Annotated in this window: 18 protein-coding genes; 11 read left to right on the top strand and 7 right to left on the bottom strand. The window is 67.6% G+C overall.

Translation table 11 applies throughout. The annotated features are described in order from the left end of the window. Positions 1-32: 32 nt before the first annotated feature. The 3 genes from QSJ18_RS01590 (at position 33) to QSJ18_RS01580 (ending at position 4,613) form a co-directional block, all read left to right on the top strand. Positions 33-830 (top strand): SDR family oxidoreductase, encoded by a 798-nt coding sequence (locus tag QSJ18_RS01590; RefSeq protein WP_286324428.1) that lies wholly within the window; start codon positions 33-35, stop codon positions 828-830. Positions 831-1,322: 492 nt separating this feature from the next. Continuing rightward, positions 1,323-1,958: a hypothetical protein gene (locus QSJ18_RS01585; protein WP_286324426.1), complete on the top strand. Its 636-nt coding sequence runs from the start codon at positions 1,323-1,325 to the stop codon at positions 1,956-1,958. Between the two features lie 60 nt (positions 1,959-2,018). After that, entirely contained in the window at positions 2,019-4,613 is a 2,595-nt protein-coding gene (locus QSJ18_RS01580; RefSeq protein WP_286324425.1) for a LuxR C-terminal-related transcriptional regulator, read from the top strand. A gap of 9 nt (positions 4,614-4,622) precedes the next feature. On the opposite strand, the gene QSJ18_RS01575 is transcribed toward QSJ18_RS01580, so the two are convergent. Further along, positions 4,623-5,906, bottom strand: coding sequence for a hypothetical protein (locus QSJ18_RS01575; protein ID WP_286324424.1), 1,284 nt, complete (start codon positions 5,904-5,906; stop codon positions 4,623-4,625). A gap of 527 nt (positions 5,907-6,433) precedes the next feature. On the opposite strand from QSJ18_RS01575, the gene QSJ18_RS01570 reads away from it, so the two are divergent. Together QSJ18_RS01570 and QSJ18_RS01565 are read left to right on the top strand one after the other, a co-directional pair. Then, positions 6,434-6,850, top strand: a complete 417-nt coding sequence (locus QSJ18_RS01570; RefSeq protein ID WP_286324422.1) for an Rv0361 family membrane protein — start codon at positions 6,434-6,436, stop codon at positions 6,848-6,850. Positions 6,851-7,001: 151 nt separating this feature from the next. Next, on the top strand, positions 7,002-8,513 hold the full coding sequence (locus QSJ18_RS01565; RefSeq protein WP_286324471.1) for a flavin-containing monooxygenase: 1,512 nt from the start codon (positions 7,002-7,004) through the stop codon (positions 8,511-8,513). 30 nt (positions 8,514-8,543) lie between these two features. Here QSJ18_RS01565 and QSJ18_RS01560 read toward each other — a convergent pair whose 3' ends face one another. The 4 genes from QSJ18_RS01560 to QSJ18_RS01545 form a co-directional block, all read right to left on the bottom strand. Continuing rightward, a complete protein-coding gene (locus QSJ18_RS01560; RefSeq protein ID WP_286324421.1) occupies positions 8,544-10,100 on the bottom strand; it encodes a DUF6777 domain-containing protein in 1,557 nt (518 codons plus the stop codon). A 194-nt stretch (positions 10,101-10,294) separates the two neighbouring features. After that, positions 10,295-11,752, bottom strand: a complete 1,458-nt coding sequence (locus QSJ18_RS01555; protein ID WP_286324470.1) for a flavin-containing monooxygenase — start codon at positions 11,750-11,752, stop codon at positions 10,295-10,297. A 192-nt stretch (positions 11,753-11,944) separates the two neighbouring features. Beyond that, complete coding sequence (locus QSJ18_RS01550) at positions 11,945-12,526, bottom strand: DinB family protein (protein WP_286324420.1); 582 nt, start codon at positions 12,524-12,526, stop codon at positions 11,945-11,947. 114 nt (positions 12,527-12,640) lie between these two features. Further along, a complete protein-coding gene (locus QSJ18_RS01545; RefSeq protein ID WP_286324419.1) occupies positions 12,641-14,257 on the bottom strand; it encodes an AMP-binding protein in 1,617 nt (538 codons plus the stop codon). A 139-nt stretch (positions 14,258-14,396) separates the two neighbouring features. Between QSJ18_RS01545 and QSJ18_RS01540 the strand changes: the two genes are divergently transcribed. From QSJ18_RS01540 to QSJ18_RS01515, 6 genes are all read left to right on the top strand, one after another. After that, positions 14,397-15,197: a LuxR C-terminal-related transcriptional regulator gene (locus QSJ18_RS01540; protein WP_286324417.1), complete on the top strand. Its 801-nt coding sequence runs from the start codon at positions 14,397-14,399 to the stop codon at positions 15,195-15,197. Between the two features lie 283 nt (positions 15,198-15,480). Beyond that, positions 15,481-16,569 carry an S-(hydroxymethyl)mycothiol dehydrogenase gene (locus QSJ18_RS01535; RefSeq protein ID WP_286324415.1) on the top strand — a complete coding sequence of 363 codons (1,089 nt, stop codon included), beginning with the start codon at positions 15,481-15,483 and terminating at the stop codon, positions 16,567-16,569. Next, the gene (locus QSJ18_RS01530; RefSeq protein ID WP_286324413.1) at positions 16,566-17,192 is read left to right on the top strand and encodes an MBL fold metallo-hydrolase; all 627 of its coding nucleotides are present in this window, start codon (positions 16,566-16,568) and stop codon (positions 17,190-17,192) included. Before QSJ18_RS01535 ends, QSJ18_RS01530 begins: the two co-directional genes overlap by 4 nt. Before the next feature lie 48 nt (positions 17,193-17,240). Then, positions 17,241-17,675, top strand: a complete 435-nt coding sequence (locus QSJ18_RS01525; protein WP_286324412.1) for a DoxX family protein — start codon at positions 17,241-17,243, stop codon at positions 17,673-17,675. Between the two features lie 117 nt (positions 17,676-17,792). Further along, positions 17,793-19,409 carry a SulP family inorganic anion transporter gene (locus QSJ18_RS01520; RefSeq protein WP_286324469.1) on the top strand — a complete coding sequence of 539 codons (1,617 nt, stop codon included), beginning with the start codon at positions 17,793-17,795 and terminating at the stop codon, positions 19,407-19,409. A gap of 84 nt (positions 19,410-19,493) precedes the next feature. Beyond that, a complete protein-coding gene (locus QSJ18_RS01515) occupies positions 19,494-21,017 on the top strand; it encodes an ATP-dependent DNA ligase (RefSeq protein WP_286324411.1) in 1,524 nt (507 codons plus the stop codon). Positions 21,018-21,035: 18 nt separating this feature from the next. On the opposite strand, the gene QSJ18_RS01510 is transcribed toward QSJ18_RS01515, so the two are convergent. Continuing rightward, the gene (locus QSJ18_RS01510; RefSeq protein ID WP_286324410.1) at positions 21,036-21,827 is read right to left on the bottom strand and encodes an anti-sigma factor; all 792 of its coding nucleotides are present in this window, start codon (positions 21,825-21,827) and stop codon (positions 21,036-21,038) included. Continuing rightward, a complete protein-coding gene (gene sigK, locus QSJ18_RS01505; RefSeq protein ID WP_286324409.1) occupies positions 21,820-22,386 on the bottom strand; it encodes an ECF RNA polymerase sigma factor SigK in 567 nt (188 codons plus the stop codon). The genes QSJ18_RS01510 and sigK overlap by 8 nt, the downstream gene beginning before the upstream one ends. Positions 22,387-22,539: the final 153 nt, after the last annotated feature.

Here is a 22,539-nt window from a genome sequence, read left to right as displayed (position 1 = left end):
TCGCCGACGGTGCCCGGCGGGCAGGGAGATTCATGGACGTCACAGACAAGGTCGCCGTTGTCACCGGTGCGGCCGGCGGGATCGGGGCCGCGATTGCGGCGGAGCTGGTGCGCGCGGGCGCACGGGTAGTCCTCACCGACCTGGACGCGAGCGCTGTGCAAGCTACCGCCGCGGCGCTGGGCGACACGGCGGCGGCCATCGCCGGCGACGCGTCGACCGACGCCGACATCGATGCCGCGGTCCGGCTGGCCGAAGACACCTTCGGGCCGGTTGACCTCTACGTGGCGAACGCCGGGATCGGTTCCGGCGGTGGCCTCGACACCCATGAAACGCTGTGGGACAACGCCTTCGACATCAACGTCAAAGCCCACGTGCGTGCCGCGCGGCGAGTTGTGCCGGACTGGCTCGAACGAGGCGAAGGCTATTTCGTGTCCACCGCATCTGCGGCCGGACTGTTGACGCAGATCGGGAATGCGCCGTACTCGGTGACCAAACACGCCGCGGTCGGGTTCGCCGAATGGCTGGCCATCACGTACGGCGACGCAGGCGTACGGGTGAGTTGCCTGTGTCCGATGGGAGTGGATACGAAACTCCTTCGGCCGCAAGGGGGTACCGGAGATGCCGACCAGCAGTTGATGCAGCGTGCGGTGGAGACGGCAGGGGAGGTGCTGACCCCGGAGCGGGTGGCCGAGGTGGTCCTCGAGGCCATCGCGGACGAGCGGTTCCTGATCTTGCCGCATCCCGAGGTGCTCGACATGTACCGCAACAAGGGGGCCGACTACGACCGGTGGCTGCGCGGGATGCGCCGCTACCAGCGGACGCTTCGCTGACCGGCGTACAGCAAGCTGGCAGCTACGCCCGAGATTCCCCGAAGCATTGCCGGGCAAAGTCATTGGTGTTGGTCGTCAGACGGATGGCCGGCGCATCCGAGAGCCGCACCGAACGCGGCCGTCGGATGGCACACAGTGATGAAAGGGCGTCCAATGCCGAACCCCCCGCGTCAACCGCAGCAGCCGAATGGTCCCAAGCGCCAGAACCCCGGACAGCCGCATCGGCGCCGTCGCCGCGTCCGCCGTTGGGATCACCGCAACCGCCGTTGGACCTGGGTCTGGCAGTAAGCCGACCCGAAGCCTCCGGCCGCCTGCCGTGGCCGGAGCTCCATGACGATGACCTCGCCGTTTCCCCCGACGGCGGGGTCATCGTCGCATGACCGCCGTTCAGTCGACCGAGTATCGACCGGAGGGCGGACGCCTGTGCGGCCGACCGGGCTTAGAGCCGCTACAGTGCACCCGAGACATTCGTTCCGGGGAGGGACCGACACCGTGAGCACACCACAATCGCCGTATGGCGCGCCGCAGGGACAACCGGCGCATTACGGACAATTCGGCCAAGGACAGCCTGCCCCGTATGCTCCGGCGAGTCAGCCAGGGCGGCCGGCATATCCGGCACCCGGATACCCGAATACTCCCGCATATCCGGCGGCACCTCAGGGCTACCCGGGGCCGCAGGCGCCCGCCGCGCCTTATCCCGGGGTCCAGCGATATCCGGTGGGGCAGCCCGCGGTCGGCGCTCCGCAGGGACTAGCCCTCACCACCGAGTTCTTCCCACTGATGTGGATCTTCTTCTTCATCAAGCCGCGCATCGAGATCAACGGTCAGCGATTCCCGACGCCGAAGTGGGGGAACAATCTGATCCCGCTTCCGGTCGGGCAACACCGTGTTCACGTACACGTGCCCTACTTCCTGCCCACCCGCGTCGGTCCGGCCGACATCATGATCGGCGTCAACCCGAATCAGGTTGTGGGTCTCGAATATCGGGCACCGTTGTTCGCCTTCAGCAGGGGTGCCATCGGTCCTGGTCGGCAGCCGTACAACGGTGTGGGTCCGATGATCGCACTCACGGTCATCCCCATCTTCCTGATCTTCATCCTCGCGTTCCTGCCGCTGCTGCTCATCTAGCACCGCATCGGGTGCCCGGAAGGTCGTCCACCAGGTGGATTGCGGCCGTACGATTACCCGGTGTCGCACTCCGTGCCGATCATCGAGCGTCCGGTTGAATACGAGGCTGTCCGTCGGGCGCTGACTCAGCCCGACGGTCGCGGTCGTGGCATCGTGCTGACCGGCCCCGCCGGCGTCGGCAAGACCACACTGGCGCGGGCGGTCACCGGGGAACTGGACAATGTGCGATGGGTGGTCGGCAGCGAATCCGCCCGCGCCATCCCGCTGGGCGCATTCGCCACCGTAGTATCTCCCTCCACCGCCCGTGACGCCGTCGGATACCTCTCGGCCGCACGAGAATCGCTGCTCAGATCGGGCGACCTGATCCTCGGCGTCGATGATGCGCACCTATTGGATCCGTTGTCGGCCACGCTTCTTCACCAACTAGCACTCGACGGCGACGCGCGGATCATCGCCACCTGCCGCAGCGGGGAGACGGTTCCCGACGCGGTGGTGTCGTTGTGGAAGGACCGGTATCTCGAACTGCTGGAGCTCGGCGCGTTCACCCGCGCGGAGAGCGTTGCGATGCTGGAGCAGTCTCTCGGTGGTCCGGTGGAGGGTTTGTCGGCCGACCTCATGTGGAAGGCATCCGGGGGCAACGCGCTGTTCCTGCATCACCTGATCGACGGCGCTCGCGAGGCCGGGAGCCTCCGGTTCGTGAAAGGCATCTGGCAGTTGCGCGGCAATGCCACGGTCACAACGGAATTCGCTGCCCTGCTGGAGGGGCGCATTGCCGCGTTGCCCGACTCTGTCGTGCATGTGCTGAGCCTGATGAGTGTGTGTGAGCCCATCGAGGTCGACGTGCTGACGCGGATCGCCGGTGACGACGAAGTCGAAGACGCCGAACGTCGAGGGCTCATCCGGATCGGTCAGGACGGTCGCCACCTACTCGCGCGGTTTGCCCACCCGCTGCTCGGTGAGGTGGTGCGTAGCCGGATCGGGAGGCTGCGCGCGCGACGGTTGCGCGGGCAGTTGGTCGCGGTGATCGCCGACCGGGGTCGTCCGTCGACCGGGCCGGGCCGCATCAGGTTGGCCGAACTGGCCATCGACGCCGACCATGAGGTCGATCGAGCGATCATGGTCGACGCGGCCCGCAGCGCGATCGGCTTGGCCGACATCTCCGCCGCCGAACGATTCGCCCGTGCCGCTCTCGAGCGTGGGGCCGGCATCGACGGTGCGGACCTGCTGTCGCGGGCATTGCTGTGGCAGGGCAGACCGGACGAAGTCGAGGACACCATGGCGGCACTGGATCCCGCCGACCTCGACGAGGTGGGCGTCCTGCGCTGGGGAATCACCCGAGTCGCGAACTTCTACTTCGCCAAGGGTGACGGCGAGAGCGGAGACGAGATCCTCGCCCTGCTGCGTGAGCGGATCACCACCCCCGAACTCGTCTTGGTCGTCGAAGGCGTCGAGGCGGTCCGCAAGATGGATACCGGCGATCTGCCGGGGGCGGTCGAGACTGCGCGCAAGGTGTTCGCCGACGAACATGCGATCGGCTCGGCGACCTACTGGGCGGCCTTCGCCGCGCAACGATCGCTGGCGCTGATGGGAGACGGGACCGCCGTCCTCGACATCGCCCGCCGCGTCCGGATTCCGGCGAGCATGGACGGGCTGATCCAGTTCTCGACGGTATTCGGTGAGTTGCAGGCGCACCTGTTCATGGGTCGATTCACCGCGGCACGGGCACTGGCCGACGAGTACACCCAATTCTCATCCCCGGGTGAGTATCTCGCGTGGGGGATGGCACAAACCTTCCGCGGTGTCGTCGACGTGGCCGAAGGGCGATTCGGTGGGGCGCGCGTGCGTCTGCGTGAGGCGGTCGCCGCGCTCACCTCCGATGTCATGTCCGCGTGGAGCTTTCCCGCCCGCATCGCGCTCGTCACCACCTACGCACAACTGGGTGACGCGGCTGCGGCAAAGGCATTGGCGAATAAGGTTCGTGGCGATCTTCGACCCCATATCGCCCTGTTCGATCCGCCGCTGCGGTCGAGTGAGGTCTGGGTGGCTGCCGCCGAGGGGCAGATAGCGGAGGCGATTTCGCTGGCACACGATGCGGCGTCGGCGGCCGCCGCCCTGTCCCAGCGAATGATCGCGGCCGAGGCGTTACATGCAGCGGCTCGTCTCGGCGACACCGATGCCGCCGCCGAACTCGTCGACCTCGAACCCTGCCTCGACGGTGAACTCGTCGGACTCTACGTGCGCCACGCGAGGGCGGTGGCCACCGGCGACGCGTCAGCACTGGAGGAGTGCGCGCACGACTTCGAATCCCTCGGGGCGCTGGCCTCGGCAACCGATGCCGCGGCCCAGGCGTCGAGCGGCTACAGCGCCGCGGGTGACGCGAAGTCGGCGACGCGCACCGCCGGACTCGCACACCGGCTGGCCAGTGAATGTGGCGGTATCGCCACCCCCGCACTCGTCGCCATGGCAGACCCGTTGCCGCTCACCGCACGTGAACGCGAGATTGCCAACCTCGTCACCGCCGGTCTGTCGAACCGGGAGATCGGCGAACGGCTCTCGTTGTCGACGCGGACCGTCGAGGGACATGTCTATCGCGCCTGTATGAAGCTCGACGTCGAGGATCGGGCCGAACTGGCCGAACGTATCCGCGCCCGATGACCAGGATGGCTATGCGGCCCTCGCGGTGGTGCCGATGATCCCGATGATCCATCCGGCGACGGTGTCGGCGACGTAAGTGTGCACCAGGTCCCGGACCTGATTGCCGACCGCCGGAGTGTATTGGGTGGCAACCAGATCGCCGGTCACATCCCCGATCTCGTCGGCGATCTCGGCGCGGTCGCGCGCGTTGATCGCGGTCGCGAACTGATAGACGTCGATGACCGTGCTGATGGTGGCCATCGTGTTGCCGACGCCGGGTACCCAGACGACGATCGACGAGTTGAACGCCTCCCATTCCTGTTCCCACTCCGCGTCGTCGAGACGCCAGGGAAACGACGGCAGGACCGGAATGGCCTTGCCGAAGAGGGTGGGCGTGCTGGCCGACGCGGTGCGGGTCAGGCCCAGGCCGAGCAGCGAGTTCTGGGCGAGGAGAAGGGTGGCCGCTGAGCCGCCGGCCTCCGTGCCGGTGGTGGCGATCGCAGGTGCGTCAACGGCATCACTGGCCGCCGTCAGCGACGCGACTTCGTCGAGGGCAGTGGGGGGCGCTTCCGTGTTCGCGGTGTCGGCTGCGCCGTCGGAGATGGTGAGATCGTCGGCGGGGGAGTCGGATTCGGTGGTCGCTGCGGCTGGTGACGGTGCCGTGACAGGGTGGGCATCATCGGTATCGGTCGAATCGGTGTGCGGTTCGCCGGACCCGGATTCGTCAGCCGGTGCGGGGCGGTCGTTCGTCGGGTCTGGCTCGGCCGCTGGGTTGCCGGGCCGCACGTCGACCGGTGACTGCTCGTCGGTCCCGGTCACCGGTCTGGCCGGATCCGGTTCCGGTGTGGTGCCGGCATCGGGTGTGCTGGTATCCGGTGTCGGCCCGGTGGAGCCGTCATCGGTGCCTTCGGTTGCGGTGTCCGTCGAGTCCGGTGCCGATTCCGCGGATCCGCCGTCCGTGGAATCGCCGTCGGTGGAATCGCCGCCGGTCGAATCCGATCCCGTGCCACCCGAATCCGAGCCACCCGAATCTGAGCCACCCGAATCTGAGCCGCCCGAATCTGCGGAATCTCCGCTGGGCGAGCCGTTGTCGCCAGAGTCGGAATCCGAGCCCGAACCCGAATCCGAGCCCAAATCCGAGCCCTCTCGGGAATCAGATCCCGAGTCCGCTGAACTGGAGCCGCCACCGCCGCCGGATGAATCACCTTCGGCGTGGGCGACGCCGGCGCCGAGCCCGATGAGACCCGCGGCGCTGAGCGCGACGACAGCAGCAATCAATGACGAGACCTCGCGGGTCCCCCGACTCCGTGACATGGCGTTGATTCTGGGTGCGGCTGCCGCGGCTGTAAACCGTTCCGCGCCAGATCAGCCCGGGATCACCCTGTGATGTTCGCGACGTCAGCTCGCACTGCGAGTGGCCGCTGGATGTGCATGGCGGTGACCGGTTGCCTGAATGACCGCCCGGCCGCCGACGAGGGTCGATCGGTGGCAGTGCGCGATACGATGCGGGTCAGCGCTGCTACCGGCGGCGAAGCGGAACTGATGAGCGGGAGCGCACGATGACGGATCCACGGAACGGACAGTGGGGGCAGCAGCCACCCGGAGGGCCGGGCCAGTATCCGGGTGGACCCCAATACCCGGGCGGACCCCAATACCCAGGTGGACCCCAGAACCGACCCGGACCCCAGTATTCGGGTGGACCCCAGTATTCGGGTGGCCAGAACCAGCCTGGTCCCCAGTACTCAGGTGGTCCCCAGTACTCAGGTGGTCCCCAGTATTCGGGTGGCCCACAGTATCCGGGTGGCCCACAGTTCGGGTCGCCGCCGCGGAAGTCGCGGACGATGGCGATCGTGCTGTCGGTGCTCGCGGTCATCGTCGTGATCGCCGCCGTGGTGGTGACCGTCGTGCTGGTGACCGGTGGGGACGACGAGGAATCGGCAGGCGGTTCGGCCAAGGCCACGGCCGAGGCCTTCGCCAAGGACGTCACCAATCAGGACTACGCGTCGGCGAGCAAACATGTGTGCGCCGAGAGTAAGAAGCTCCAGAAGGAGATCGTCGACACCGATGGGACCGGGACGGCCCCGCAGGTGAAGATCGAACTCACGGTGGACAACGTGACCGTGAACGGCGATCGTGCCGAAGCCCAGATGACGACGCGCGTCTCGCTGGGCGGTTCGGACTCGAGTCCACGCGCGTCGTCGGTCAAGGTGGCGCTCAAGAAGGACGCCGGGAAATGGTGCATTCTCACCTTCGACTGACAGATAGTCCGGCGATCGGCGTGAATTAGCGGCGAGGAATGCTGGCGCGAGGACCGGGTCGCGCGACATCCTGGAGATGTACTACGACCACCGTTGGTGAGGAGATCGATCCGTGACCCACGTGACCCCGTCAGAGTCGACCATCGGCGACCTGCCCTCCCACGAAACCCCGCCCACGACGGTGGACGTGCTGATCATCGGTGCCGGCATCTCCGGCATCGGCGCGGCGCGATACCTGCACACCGAGTTGCCGTCGAAGACGTTCACCATCATCGAGGCCAGGGACGCGGCCGGCGGTACCTGGGATCTCTTCCGCTATCCCGGGATCCGCTCGGACAGCGATCTGCTCACCTTCGGCTACGAGTTCAAACCGTGGCGCGACGAGCAGGCCATCGCCGACGCCGACCGCATCCTCGCCTACCTCCACGAGACCATCGAGGAGAACGGCCTCACCGAGCAGATCCGGTATCGCCAGCGGGTGGTCTCGGCGTCCTGGTCGTCGGCGACATCGCAGTGGACGGTGCAGATCGAACACACCGAAACGGGCCGGCGCAGCACCATCCTCGCCGGCTGGATCTTCGCCGGGTCGGGCTACTACCGCTACGACGAGGGATACACGCCCGACTTCGTCGGCGTCGACCGGTTCCCAGGCCCGGTCATCCATCCCCAGCATTGGCCCGAGGATCTGGACTACGCCGGGCAGAGGATCGTCGTGATCGGTAGTGGCGCAACGGCAGTCACACTATTGCCGGCGCTCGCCGAACAGGCCGAACATGTCACCATGCTGCAGCGGACGCCCAGTTATGTGTTGCCCATTCCGCGCGAGGATGCACTGGCTAACGCGGCCCGCAAGTACCTCGGAGACGAACGTGGATATGTGCTCGCCCGCGGGAAGAACATCCTTCAGCAGCGTTTGCTGTTCGAGTTCTGTCAGCGCTTCCCGAAGGCCGCCCGCAAGATGATCCGGGGTGTCAACGCCAAGTTCCTGTCCGACGACTTTCCCGTCGACGAGCATTTCAACCCGCCGTACGATCCGTGGGATCAGCGGCTCTGCTTCGTCCCCGACGGTGACATGTTCCGCACCATCCGGAGCGGCAAAGCGTCGGTCGTCACCGATCGCATTGCGACCTTCACCGAGAAGGGCCTTCTGCTGGAGAGCGGTCGGGAGCTCGAGGCCGACATCATCGTCACCGCCACCGGACTCAACCTGCGGCTCCTCGGCGGCGTGGCGCTCGACGTCGACGGCGACCCGGTGAATCTGCCCGACCACGTGATCTACCGCGGGATCATGCTCGACGGTGTACCGAATTTCGCGATGGCGATCGGCTATACGAACTCGTCGTGGACCCTCAAGGTCGGGCTGCTGTGCGAATACTTCTGCAAGCTGCTCGACCACATGGATGCGCACGGGTACCGGTCGGTGACACCGCAGCGCGACCCCGGCATGGCGACCCGCCCCGCACTCGCCTTCGGTGCCGGTTACGTGCAGCGATCACTCGCCGATCTGCCCAAGCAGGGTGTCGACGGGCCGTGGACGATGTCGATGAGCTACTTCGAGGACCGCAAACGCCTGCGTAAGGGCGACATCGTCGACCGTTTCCTGCGTTTCGGCCGCGGGGCGACCCGCGACGACGCCGAGGTGTCGGCGACCGCGGCACGCTGATCATCCGAACCGACCGACCTGGGCCAGTGGTCACGCCGCGGGCGTGGTGGTCACGGTGGTCGGCTCGGGCTCGGGCTCAGGTTGCGGTTGTGGTTTCGGGATCACCCTGGGGATCACCGGCGCGGGTTTGGTGATCGTCGTCGGGGGCGCGGCGGGCCGTTCCCGAGGAGCCGGTGGTTCCACGGTCGCCGGCGGCTGCGGTGACGCCGGCGACTCTGGTGTCGGGGAAGCCTGCGGCGATGTCGGGGAGGCCTGCGGCGGTGTCGGACGGCCGGTGGTCGCCGGGACCTCAGGTGCGACCGAACGCTGCGGAGGCGTGGCGGTAGGGGTCGCCGGGGAGGCAGGAGGCGACGGCTCGGCGGGTGGGCCCGCCGGACGTTGGGTCGACGGCTGTTGGGTCGACGGCCGAGGGGCGGTGGTCGAGGTCGCCGACGGCGACTGTCCGCCCCGGTCCGCGGGCCGCGGCTGGTGCGGAGCGCGCGGCGGAGTCAGTAGATCGGCGGGCACCGGTTCGGCCGACCGTTCCGCCGCATCGGGCGCATTGCGTGGGATGCCCCGCTGTTCATCGGCACGCTTGGTGACGTCCGGGGCGGGTGCCGGGCTGCCGGGACGGGCCAGACCGTTCTGGCGGGCATCGTCGGCGTTGGCGGGCACATATGGCCGGTTGAGTGCGGCCGGCGTCGGCAGCGGCTCGCGCAGCAGCGGCTGCCTGCGCAGATCGAGCGTGCCACCGACACGATGCGGGACGAGGGTGTGGTGCAGTAGGTCGAGCACCTGGAGGGTGGGCAGGAATCCTGGTGCGGGCGCCGGGGCCGGTGCGGGTGTCACGACGCCGCCGGCGGGCCGCGGGGCAGCCGGTACCCGCCGCTCCTGATATGTGACCCGGGTGACCTTGCGGGTGTTGTACTCCGGCCAGCGGTCACCGTTGACCTCGTAGCCGCCGACGGGTGCGTCGGCGGGGGGTGCGAGTGGGCTACCGCCGATGCAACGCACGCGGGGTACACCGATCGCGTCGACGAGCACCGCGGTGCCCGTTTGGAGGATCGCCTGATGCGGCCGTGCGGAGCCGTCGAGATACCGGTGGTCGGTGACCCACGTATCGGTGGTGAGCAGGACGGGGGACAGGGTGTCGAGGTAGTAGGGAATCGATTCCGAGCGGATGCCGAAGACACCGCCCCAGGCGGTGCCGAGCGCCTGATCGGCGGTAAGCAGGCGGCCCAGCCCGGGGGTGTCGCAGGCGGCCGAGCCTGTCGTCGCATACAGTCCGGCGTCGGTGCCGTTGACCAGTACGGTGCCCTGGTCGGGGACACCGAGTTGAGCTGACAGTTGCACCGTCGACAGGCCTGACGGTGTGCCCGCGACAACCGGTTCGGTGAAAGCGCCGACGCCCGGGTCGTCCGCGGCGGTGAGGGTGATACCGGGTATCTCGACCTCGCCCTGGCGGGCCTTGGTCACCAGCACGACGCCGCCGGCGAGCAGGAGTGCCAGCACGACGATCACCGTGGCGAGCGCGATGGTGAGGGCGCGTCGTCCGCGTGCACCCGGGATGATCTCGGTGATCGCGGCGCTCGTCTCGTCCTGCGTCATGGTGGGTCCAACTCCTCGGTGTTGCCCGACCGGCGCGGTCGCACTTATCGTCGGCGCACTTATCGTCGGCGTAGGGCACCACCAGAGCAACCCGATTGACGCGATCACGGGGGAATTCGGACAAATCCACCCGATCGGACTACACGTTCGGCCGGATACGTGCGATCGGTGGCCGGTGGTGGGTCGCCGATCCGTCAGACGCGGCCGAAGACGAGCGAGTCGGTCACGTCGCCGAAGCGATGGTCGATCGCATCGCGGTAATAGTTGTGCCGGACCTGCCAGTGACCTCGGGTACCCGACTTGGGCAACGCGTCGGGGCTGCGCTCGACGTATCCAGCCTTGAGATCCCAGAGCGGTCGCGATCCCATCGTCTCCGAACCCAAGTGCGGATAGGCGTGGGTGTAGCCATGCTCGCGCATGTGCCGGATCAGCGCCGACACCGAGCGGGCGGTCATATCCGCACGCAGGGTCCACGAGGCGTTGGTGTAGCCAACTGACCACGCGAGGTTGGGCACATCTTCGAGGAGATGGCTCTTGAACACGAACCGGTCGTGCGGCTTCACCTCGGCGCCGTCGACGCGAATGCGCGTGCCGCCGAAGCCGAGTAGCTGCAAACCGGTTGCGGTGACGATGATGTCGGCGTCGAGGTGGCGGCCGGAGGTCAGTGCGATTCCGTCGGCGTCGAAGCGGTCGATATGGTCGGTGACCATCTCCACCGCACCGGAGTTGATCGCGTCGAAAAGGTCGGCGTCGGGGACCATGCACATCCGCTGATCCCAGGGGTTGTAGGTCGGGGTGAAATGCACGTCGATGGGGTAGTCGTCGGGCAGGTTGCTGGTGACGCTGCTGAGGAGCAACTTTCGTCCCAGCCGGGGGAAGCGGTGCGTCAGGTGTACCAGGGCGGAGGTCTGCAGTGCGTATCGGGTCCGGATGACCTGATGAGCAGCATTGGCGGAGAGTACTTTTCGGGCTATCGGTGCGAAGTACTGCTTCTGCTTGGAGGAGAAGATGTACGACGGTGACCGCTGCAGCATGGTCACCTGCCCGGCGGTGCGGGCCAGCGCCGGGATCAGGCTGACCGCGGTTGCGCCGCTGCCGATGACGACGACGTTCTTGCCGGCGTAGTCGAGATTCTCGGGCCAGTGCTGCGGATGCACGATCTGGCCGGTGAACTCGTCGGACCCGGCGAATCGTGGGGTGTGCGGATTGTCGTAGTCGTAGTAGCCGGTCGCGAACACGACGAACCGGCTGCGGTAGGTCCGGGTGCGGCTGGTGTCCGTGCCGGATTCGCCGCCGTCCTCCACGGTCAGTGTCCAGGTGTCCGTGGCGGAATCCCAGTCCGCGCTGATCACCTTGTGGGAGAAGCGGATCCGCTCATCGATACGAAACTTGCGGGCGGTGTGCTCGATGTAGTGGCGGATATCGGTACCGTCGGCCAGCGCCTGCGGTTTGCGCCAGGGCTCGAACGGATAGCTGAGTGTGTAGATGTCGCTGTCGGACCGGACCCCCGGATAGCGGAACAGATCCCACGTCCCGCCGATACCCGTGCGACGCTCCAGGATGAGGTAGTCGGCGTCCGGATTCTGCTCCCGCAGCCGGTAGGCGCAATCGATGCCGGATAGCCCGGCGCCGATGATGATGACGTCGAGCATCGCGTCGGCAGCGCCGGCTTCCTCGGCATCGCGGGTGGGCGGCGGTATTTCGTCGGTCACGCGGGACCTCCGGCGGATCGGGATGCGGCGCCCGACTGCCCCCGACGGGCCTTCGGGCCGGATTCTGTCATCATGCATCAACCCGATGCGAATGTGAACGCGATCACAGAACCCGGCCTCCGGTACCTCGATTCAGGAGTCCGCCGACAACGCCGCGACGTCGTCGGCCCACGACTGGCCCTCGGAGATCGCGGCCATGGTGGACTGTCCGTCCAGGGCCTCCCGGATGATGTCGGCGTGCCCGGAGTGGTGCGCCGTCTCACGGAGCTTGCCGAGCATCATCGTCCGGACGGTGTACCACTGCCGTTCCGGAGCCCACGGCGCCGTCGGCTGCGGGATGAGGTCGTCGAGGTTGTCCAGGCCGGCGATATAGGCGTCGAGTTCGGCGGCCGCCCGCTCGTACTCGTCCAGCCAGTCCTGCAGGGTTTCCTCCGGCAGCAGCTCGTAGTTGTGCGACAGCGCGGCCATGTCGAGTTCGGCGTTCTCGTCGCGTTCGGTGAGGACCTTGAGTGTGTTGATCTCACCCCAGGCGAGATGTTTGATGAGCCCGCCGAGGCTCAGCTCGCTCACCGTCGTCCGCTGTCGGGCCTGCTCGTCGGTCAGGTTGCGGGCCGTGATCCGCACCAGGGCCCGCTGGTCGGCGAGCAGCGTCAGCAGATCCTTCTTCTCGCCGGTGACCTCAAAGGGCAGCGTGATCTCGGTGTAGGTGGACATGGGGACTCCTCGTCGTCGGAAGGGGGTGTTGTCGAGATGACCCCAAGCTACGACCTATCGAGGACAACTTCGGTCCGCATTACCCGAAGATGTTCGTGCTCCCTCGCCGACGCGTCAGTCCTGGCGCAGGATGAACCGCTGGATCTTGCCGCTCGGGGTTTTGGGCAGCGCCTCGACGAAGTGCACCGTGCGCGGGTAGGCGTGCGCGGCGAAGCGGGTCTTGACCAGCTGTTGCAGCTCGCGTTCCAGGTCGTCGGTGCCCGCGATACCGTCGGCCAGCACGACGAAGGCCTCGATCACCTCACCGCGAAGTTCGTCGGGCCGCCCGACCACCGCGACGTCGACGACGCCGGGGTGGGTGATCAGGACGCTTTCCACGTCGAAGGGGCCGATCCGATAGCCGGCCATGATGATCACGTCGTCGTCGCGGGCGGTGAAGTAGAAGTGGTCCGTCTCGTCCACGCGGCCGGTGTCGCCGGTGAGGTACCAGTGACCGTCGGGGGTGAAGCGCGCGGCGGTCTTGTCGGGGGCGTCGAGGTACCCGGTGAACCACAGCGCGGGGCTGGCCGCCACCTCGATGGCGATCTGACCGTCGACGATGCCCGCCGCGAAACCGGGCATCGGGGTACCCATGGATCCGGGGATCAGCGGCCTGCGCACATCCTCATGCCAGTGATTGTTGATGAACATCCCGTGCTCGGTCTGCCCGTAGTGGTCGCGGACCTCGGTGCCGAGTGCGCCGACCGCCCACTCGATGACGTCCGGGGTGAGGGGTTCCCCCGCCGACGAGGCGCGGCGCAGCGAGAAGCCGGCGAAACGCGGATCCTTGCTCAGCGACCGGTAGACGGTGGGCGCCGCGGCGAAGTTGGTGACGCCGAGGTCGGTCAGGATTCGTGCGGTCAGGTCCGGGGAGAAACCGGACTGCAGCAACAGGTTTCGTCGTCCGATGGCCAGCGGGCCGACGATGCCGTAGTAGAGGCCGTAGGCCCATCCGGGATCGGCGGCATTCCAGAAGACGTCGTCGGCCGAGACGTCGAGTCCGTAGCGCATATAGGTCACGAAGGCGGCGAGAGCCTTCACCGGTACCGGGACACCCTTCGGCGCACCGGTCGTCCCGCTGGTGAACAGCAGGATCAGCGTGCCGTCGCCACCGACGGACACCGATTCGGCGATCGGCTCGGCGGCGGCGAGGAGATCGCCGAAGCGCCGGATGGCGGGGTCGAGACCGGCGGCGTCGCCGCTGCGTCCGGTGACCACCGGCACGAGACCGTCGATGCCGTCGAGTTTGCCGGCCTGGCTTGGTTCGGTGATGACGACGCTCGCATCCCCCGACCGCAGGCGCATCTCGATGGCGGGCGTCGCGAAGGCCGTGAACAGCGGGATGTAGACAGCGCCCAGCCGGGCCAGCGCCAGCAGGGACACCACGAGCTCGGTGCGCTTGCCCATCAGTACGCCCACCCGGTCGCCGCGCCCGACGCCGAGGTCGGCCAGCGCGGAGGCGAATCGCTTGGAGGCGTCCGCGAGTTCGCCGTAGGTCACCTCGGTGACGACCAGTTCCGCGGCGTCGTCGGGACGCTGATCGTCGGCGACCGCGATGGTGGTGAAGGCGACCGCGGCCGGGTCGTGCCGGTCGACGAGAAGGTCGGCGGCGTTCGCATCGGGTGCGCCGTAGATCTCCAGCCAGCGTGTGACCGCTTCGGTGGGCGTGATGGCTGCTTCGGTTCCGGACATCGGGGACACCGTGACCTCCTGGGTGCATGGGTAAGCTGGATCACAGTGTGATCCGGTGTGGTCTGGATCACCACCCCCCGAAGTGGGGGTGCACGGACGCCATGCGGTAATTGCGACGGACCGTACCGAGGAGGTGGGTGTGTCCGAAGTCGTGAATCGCGCGCTGGCCGATGCCTTGCTCCGCATCCGGCGTGACTCCGGGGTCACGCTCGCCTTCGGCGGCGCTGTCGGCGGCGCCCGCAGCGTCGTCCTCGACCAATTCGCCGGTTCGACGGTCGGAGCGCTCAACGGGCTGTCGGTCGATGTGGGACATGGTTTGGGCGGAAAGGTCGTCTCGGCCAGTCGGCCGATGGTGGTCGACGACTATCTGGCCACTCCGCGTATCACCCACCGTTACAACACGATCATCGCCCGCGAGGGTCTGCGCGCGATGGCGGCCGCGCCGGTCATCGTCGACCGACGTCCGGTCGCGGTGCTGTACGGCGCGTTTCACGCGCCCCACCCGATCGGCGGCCGGATGCTCGATGTGCTGGCGTCCGAGGCGCGGGCCGCGGAGCAGTCGATTGTCGCCGCCCGTGCGCGGCTTGAACTCGGCGCGGCCGATCCCGACGCACTGCGCGACCGCGCGACCGAGGCGTATGCGCGGCTCCGGGCGCTCGCCGCCGAACTCGACGACCCGGAGATGGTCGCCGAACTCGTGGCGATCGGGTCGGGTCTGACCTTTGCCGCCGCGGACGTGGACATTCCCGCGCTGACCGGCCGCGAGCAGGACGTGCTGTCCTTGGCCGCGCTCGGCTATTCCAATGCCCGCATCGCCGACAGTCTGGGGGTCACGGCGCAGACGGTGAAGGGCTACATGAAGGACGCGATGCGCAAGCTCGGTGCGTCGACCCGCCTCGAAGCCGTCATCTGCGCCCGACGAGCGGGTTTGCTGCCCTGACCGGGCGGCTGCTGTGGCTGCCCCACCTCGCTCGGGGGCTGAGCTCGTCGACGGTCCAGTCTCTTGCCGGCTACCGACTTGGGTTTCGCGGGGGCGCTGGCGCCAGGACTGGACACCTGTCTAGGCTGACGGTGACCAGCTCGCCCCGCGCATTCGGGGCGCAGCAGCTAGCATCGGGTCATGGCAGTTAACTGCGTCCACTAGCAGTGGACACGGTTGTCATCGCAGCGGCTAGACCCGCCGCCGCACAAACCAGGCGCATGTCACGGAAGGACCGAACGCAATGCCGCAGACAGTCAAGGGAGTCGTCTCCCGGAGCAAGAACGCCCCGACCGAGGTCGTCGACATCGTGATCCCCGAGCCGGGTACCCGCGATGTCGTGGTGGCGATCAAGGCCTGCGGCGTCTGCCATACCGACCTCGCCTACAAGCAGGGCGGTATCAACGACGAATATCCGTTCCTGCTCGGCCACGAGGCGGCCGGTGTCGTCGAATCGGTGGGCGCCGATGTCACCCACGTCGAGGTCGGCGACTTCGTGGTGCTCAACTGGCGCGCGGTGTGCGGACAGTGCCGGGCGTGTAAGCGAGGCCGTCCGTGGTACTGCTTCGACACCTTCAACGCGAGCGTGCCGATGACCCTGACCGATGGCACCGAACTGACCCCGGCGCTGGGGATCGGAGCCTTCGCCGAGAAGACGCTCATTCACGAGTTGCAGTGCACCAAGGTCAATCCCGACACCGACCCGGCGGTTGCGGGTCTGCTCGGCTGCGGTGTGATGGCCGGTCTCGGTGCCGCGATGAACACCGGCAACGTCGGGCGTGGTGATTCCGTCGCGGTCATCGGCTGCGGTGGCGTCGGCGATGCCGCGATCGCCGGTGCGAAGCTGGCCGGCGCGACGACGATCATCGCCATCGATCGCGACGACAATAAGCTCGAGTGGGCCCGCGATCTCGGTGCGACCCACACCATCAACGGTGCCCAGGTCGATGATGTGATCACTGCCGTGCAGGATCTGACCGACGGGTTCGGCGTCGACGTCGTCGTCGACGCGGTCGGCCGCCCGGAAACCTACAAGCAGGCGTTCTACGCTCGCGACCTCGCCGGCGTGGTCGTGCTGGTCGGGGTGCCGACGCCGGAGATGACCCTGGAGATGCCGCTGGTCGACTTCTTCTCCCGCGGCGGTGCACTGAAGTCCTCCTGGTACGGCGACTGCCTGCCCGAGCGTGACTTCCCGATGCTGATCGACCTCTACGAGCAGGGGCGGTTGCCGCTGGACAAGTTCGTCACCGAGCGGATCGGCATCGACGACGTCGAGGCCGCGTTCTCGGCGATGGAGGCAGGCAAGGTGCTGCGGTCGGTGGTCGAGCTGTGACTCTCCGCATCGACAATGTCATCACCTCGGGCACCTTTTCGCTCGACGGCGGAACCTGGGATGTCGACAACAACGTCTGGCTGGTCGGCGACGACAACGAGGTCGTGATCATCGACGCCGCGCACGCCGCGAAGCCGATCTTGGACGCGGTGGGCAACCGCACCGTCAAGGCGATCGTGCTGACCCATGGCCACAACGATCACGTGACCGTCGCACCGGAGCTGTCCGCGGCCACCGGGGCGCCGATCCTGCTGCATCCCGGCGACGACATGCTGTGGAACGAGACCCATCCCGACGTGACGCACGTCGACCTTGAGGACGGTCAGCAGATCTCGGTCGCGGGTACGACGCTGACGGTGATCAACACCCCGGGGCATTCGCCCGGATCGTCGGTGATCCACGCACCCGAGGCCGGTGTGCTGTTCTCGGGTGACACCCTCTTCCAGGGCGGCCCCGGCGCGACCGGACGCTCGTTCTCCAGCTTCCCGACGATCATCGCCTCGATCACCGAGAAGATCTTCACGCTAGATCCGGAGACGAAGGTGTACACCGGCCACGGCGATGGCACCACGGTCGGAGCCGAGGCTCCTCACCTGGAGGAATGGATCAAGCGCGGCCACTGACTCCGGGTCCCACTTGCGGACCGCGGTCCGGCTGGGCATTGTTAGGTAATGCTCAGCTCACTTGAAAAATACGCACCCTGGGCCATCGGTGCCTATCGGATCGCGATCGGCATTCTGTTCTGCACCCACGGCACCGGGGTGTTGTGGGGCTGGCCGAACGAAACCCCCACCTCACGCCCCGATCTCGGGGCGTGGCCGTGGTGGTGGGCGGGGCTCATCGAGGTCGTCGTCGGCGCGCTGCTGATCGTCGGGCTGGCCACCCGCCCGGCCGCGCTCATCGGTTCGGGCGCGATGGCGGTCGCCTATTTCTGGAAGCATCAGCCCGACGGTCTGTTCCCGATCGAGAACGGCGGTCAGGGGTCGGCCCTCTACTGCTGGGCACTGCTGCTGCTCGTGTTCGTCGGATCGGGACGACTTGCCCTGGATTCGGTGGTGGCCCGACGAAACACGACGACCGCGACACCGGTGGTCGCGGTCGCCTGACCTCCGCCGCCCGGCCCATGCGCGACCTATCCTTGATCGGTGACACACGGGTCCGGGCTGCGGCAACTGTTGCCGCCCTCGCTGATCGGCTACCGGCTGAAGTGGCTGCGCGGCGACATGGTGGCCGGCGCGACCCTGGCCGCGATCGCGATCCCGGAATGTATGGGGTACAGCTCGATCGCACATGTACCGCTCGAGGCGGGGCTGTACACCATCATCCTGCCCGCGATCGTGTTCGCACTCGTCGGTGCGTCGAAACTCATGGTCGTGGGGGCGGATTCGGCCACCGCGGCACTGCTGGCCTCCGGGATCGCGGGCCTGGGTATCGCCGGACTGGCCCCCGATTCGCGCGAATGGCTGATGTGGGCGTCATTGATCGCGCTGGTGACGGCGGGGATCCTGTTCGGTGCCTGGCTGTTACGGCTCGGCTTTCTCGGTGACTTCCTCTCCACGGCGGTACTGGTCGGCTTTCTGACCGGCACCGGGATCACCGTGCTGACCGGGCAGGTGCCGGGCATGCTCGGCGTCGAAGGCACCGAGGGCCGACTCACCGAGCGCTGGTGGTATCTCGCCAAAGAACTGCCGCAGGTCGATCCGGTGGCGATCGCGATCTCGGTGACGACGATCGCCGTTCTGGTGGCCGCGAAGCGATTCACACCCCGATTCCCGGTGGCCATCATGGTGGTGGCGGTGTCCATCGTCATCGTGAAGGTGGCCGATTGGGATATCCCCGTGGTCGGCGCCATCGACGGCGGCCTACCGCCGATCGGCCTACCCGACGGGATGAGCTGGTCCGACATCCCGAAGGCGGCGACCGTCGCGGTGGGCGCTGCGATCGTCATCCTGGCCCAGAGTGCTGCCACCGCACGCGGATTCGCCCAACGTCACGGCGAGACCGCCGACGTCAACCGCGACATCCTCGGACTCGCCGGGGCCAATGCGATCGCCGGATTCTCCGGGAGTTTCGTGGTCAACGGCAGCCCGACCAAGACGCAGATCCTCGACGAACAGCGGGCCCGAACCCAGGTCGCGAACCTGACCATGGCCGGCGTGACGCTGGTGGTCGTCGTCTTTCTCGGCGATGCGCTCGCCGACCTTCCACACGCGGTGTTGTCGGCGATCGTCGCCGTCGTCGCGGTCGATCTGATCGATCTCCATGCCTTGCGGCGCATTTGGCGGATGCGTCGAGTCGAGTTCGGCATCGCGATATTCACCGCGATAGTGGTGATGGCACTCGGTGTGCAGGACGGCATCGTGACGGCGATGGCGATCTCTCTCCTCGAACTCGTGCGGCGGCAGTATCGTCCGGAACGGTTCGTCATCGTCGTCGACGAGGCGGGCACGCGCACCTACCGCAAGGCCGAACCGGGCCGGCAGTCCCTGCCGGGGCTTATCGTGTTCCGCTATGACGCGGATCTGTTCTACGCCAACGCGAGTCGATTCGCCGACGATGTGATGGAACTGATCCGCAACGCCCCCGACCCGGTGCGCTGGCTGGTCCTCGACTGCACCGCGATCGGCGACGTCGACTACTCGGCTTCGGCCGTGATGGCCGATCTCATCGCCTATGTGCATTCCCACGGTGCGCATTTCGTCCTCGCCGGGATCGATCCCGAACTGCAGAAGACATTGGTCACCGAGGGATTGCTGGCCGACCTCGACCCCGATCACGTCTATCGCGGAGTGGGGAGCGCGGTCCGCGCCTACCGTGAGGCATATCCGGGGGCGCCGTGATCTCCTTCCCGCCACCCGAGGCGAGCTGTCGGTGCACGGGGGTAGCGTGCCCATCAGGCAGGAATGTCGAGGGTAGGGAGTGACGTGCGGCTGACCGAGGTGGTCGAGGTGTCGGCGGCGGTGGCACGAGATCGGTCGCGCACCCGCAAGATCGCCGCGCTCGCCACAGTCCTGCGATCGACCACCGACGCGGAGTTGCCCGTCGTGGTGGCCTGGTTGTCCGGCGAGATCCCGCAGGGCAAGCTCGGGGTCGGCTGGCGGTCGCTGTCCAAGCTCGTCTCCACCTCCGCCCCGGCGCAGTCGCTGACCGTGACCGCCGTGGACGCGGCGCTGACCGCATTGGCCGGTACCGCGCCGGGTGCCGGGTCGGCGACGCGGCGTAATGAGATCATCGTCGGGCTCTTCGGTGCCGCAACCGAATCCGAGCAGAAATTCCTCTTCGCACTGCTCACCGGTGAACTGCGCCAGGGTGCGCTCGCCGGGGTGATGACGGAGGCTGTCGCGGCGGAATCAGGACAGGCCGTGGCCCTCGTCCGCCGTGCGCTGATGCTGACCGGATCGCTTCCGGAAACCGCTGCGCTGGCCCGTCGCGGTGGCACCGCCGCACTGGAGGCGGTCGCGCTGCAGGTGGGCCGGGCGATCGCGCCGATGCTCGCGACCCCCGCGGAGTCCGTCGCCGAGGCGCTCGAGACGCTCGGCGGTGGTGTCATCGTCGACTACAAGCTCGACGGGGCGCGGATCCAGGTGCATCGGCGGGGGGAACAGGTGTGGGTGTTCACCCGCACGCTGCGGGATATCACCGCGGCGGTCCCCGACGTCGTCGACGTGGTTCGTCAGTTACCGTGCGCCAGCACCATTCTCGACGGTGAGACGCTCACGATGGACGAATCGGGACGACCGCGGCCGTTCCAGGACACGATGAGCCGGTTCGGCTCGTCGGGTGCCGGCGCCGATGATCCGTCGGCACTACTGCGCCCGTTCTTCTTCGACTGTCTGCACCTCGACGGTGTCGACCTCATCGACCGGCCGCTCGCCCAGCGACTCGATGCGCTGACCGCTATCGCGCCCGGGCTGCGGATCCCCGCCGCCGTCGAACCCGATGCGGCTGCGGCGCAACAGCATTTCGACGATGCCATCGCAGCAGGCCACGAAGGTGTGATGGTGAAGGGGCTGGCCGGCCCCTATGCTGCCGGGCGACGCGGCAAGACCTGGCAGAAGGTCAAACCGGTACACACCTTCGACCTCGTCGTGCTGGCCGCGGAATGGGGATCGGGTCGCCGTCGCGGGTGGCTGTCCAATCTGCATCTGGGTGCCCGCGATCCCGAGAGCGGTCGTCCGGTGATGGTGGGCAAGACGTTCAAGGGGCTCACCGATGAACTCCTGCGCTGGCAGACCGAGGAATTCCCCGCACACGAGACGCATCGGGACGAGCACACGGTTCATCTCCATCCGGAGATCGTGGTCGAGATCGAACTCGATGGAGTGCAACGGAGTTCGCGATACCCGGGCGGCATCGCGCTGCGGTTCGCCAGGGTGCTGCGTTATCGACCGGATAAGACGGCCGACGAGGCGGACACCATCGACACCCTGCGCGCCCTGCTCAAATAGCGGACGGCGCGGGGGTACTCAGCCCAGCGGGATCTGGCTGAGCAGCGGCGACGTCGGACTCGCCGACCCGCCGGGCGGTTCCAGCGTGAAACCGAGGGTGGTCGCCGACCCGATGTCACGCAGCACGGCGGTGGTCACCGGCGACACATCCTTTTGCGTCATGGTGCCCGCCGAGCGCGGAGCGTCGGGTCCGATCAGCCACATCTGATAGACATGTGCGGCATCGGGCGGTGGCACATCGGTCATCACCAGCACCCCGGCGCCCACCTTCTCCGAGTAGTACACGGTGGCCTTGCCGTCGCCGACGCTCGCGGTGGTGGAACGTAGGTCGGGTGCGGAGAAGATCTGCTCGGGGGCACTGCGCGCCGGGCCGGACTCGGTGCTGGTCGCACTGCCGATGATCCAGCCGGCAGCCCCGATCGCCAGCGCGACCACTGCCGCCGCGGCCAGATATGTCAGGCGGCGGCCCCGACCGGGATGCAACGGGGTCACCGAAGCGACCGGTGCCGGTTCAGATTCGGGCAGGGCCGGCGGATGGGTGTCGGCCTCGACGGCAGCCAACAGCCGACGCCGAAGTTCGTCGGGGACCTCGACCGCGGTGGAGGCGCTCACCGTCGCCATCGTCTCCCGGGTGGCGCGGACCCGGTGCGCAAACGCGTCGGCCACGCCCGGATCAGCCTCGGCGACATGCTGTTCGACGAGAGCGAGCTCATCGGGTGCCAGCGCGTCCAGCCCTACCAGCGGTGCCAGATCGAGCAAGCTGTCGGGGTCCACGGCATGGCCGTCCTCAGGGGGATGCGGATCAGGCATCGTCACCTCCCAGACAGTTGCGCAATCGCGACAGACCGTCGCGGATTCGGGATTTGATGGTCGGCAGCGCGACGTCGAGCCGCTCGGCGACCTCGCGATAGGTCAGGCCGCCGTAGTACGCGAGATCAACCGACTGACGTTGCGTCGCGGTGAGCGTCTCCAGACATCCGATGACGGTGCGCCGCGTCTCGGCGACCCCGACCGCCTCGCTGACCACGTCGAAATCGGTGGGCTGATGTGCGGAGCCGTAACGCTCGTCGCGGCGGGTCGCCGCCTGTTCGCTGCGGACCCGGTCGACCGCGCGTCGATGCGCGAGCGTGATCAGCCAGGACAGCGCCGACCCGGCCTGCGCGGAGTAGGTGCCCGCATTGCGCCACACCTGGAGATAAACCTCTTGGGTGGTCTCCTCACTGTAGCCGGGGTCGCGCAGAACCCGCAGCACCATGCCGTAGACGCGTGGGCCGGTCAGGTCGTAGAACGCGGCGAATGCCGCGGTATCCCCCTCGGCGATGCGTGCGAGCAACCCCGGCAACGCATCGAGATCGGACGTCGCGGTCACCGATGCACCCCACGGCGTCGTGGTCGGTGTCGGCTCATGGAGGGCAACACTAATCGGCCGAGTGCGTCGCTTCAACGTCGCGGTAGCGGTGGAGGGCGGTGAGGCGCAGGCAGGCGGGAGGCTGACGGTCATGGCAAGTACCGGCTGGTTCGT

The organism is Gordonia heveisoli, assembly GCF_030315745.1.
Classification (GTDB): Bacteria; Actinomycetota; Actinomycetes; order Mycobacteriales; family Mycobacteriaceae; genus Gordonia.
Note: the sequence above shows the minus strand (reverse complement) of the source record. Positions and strands in the feature narration are given on the sequence as shown.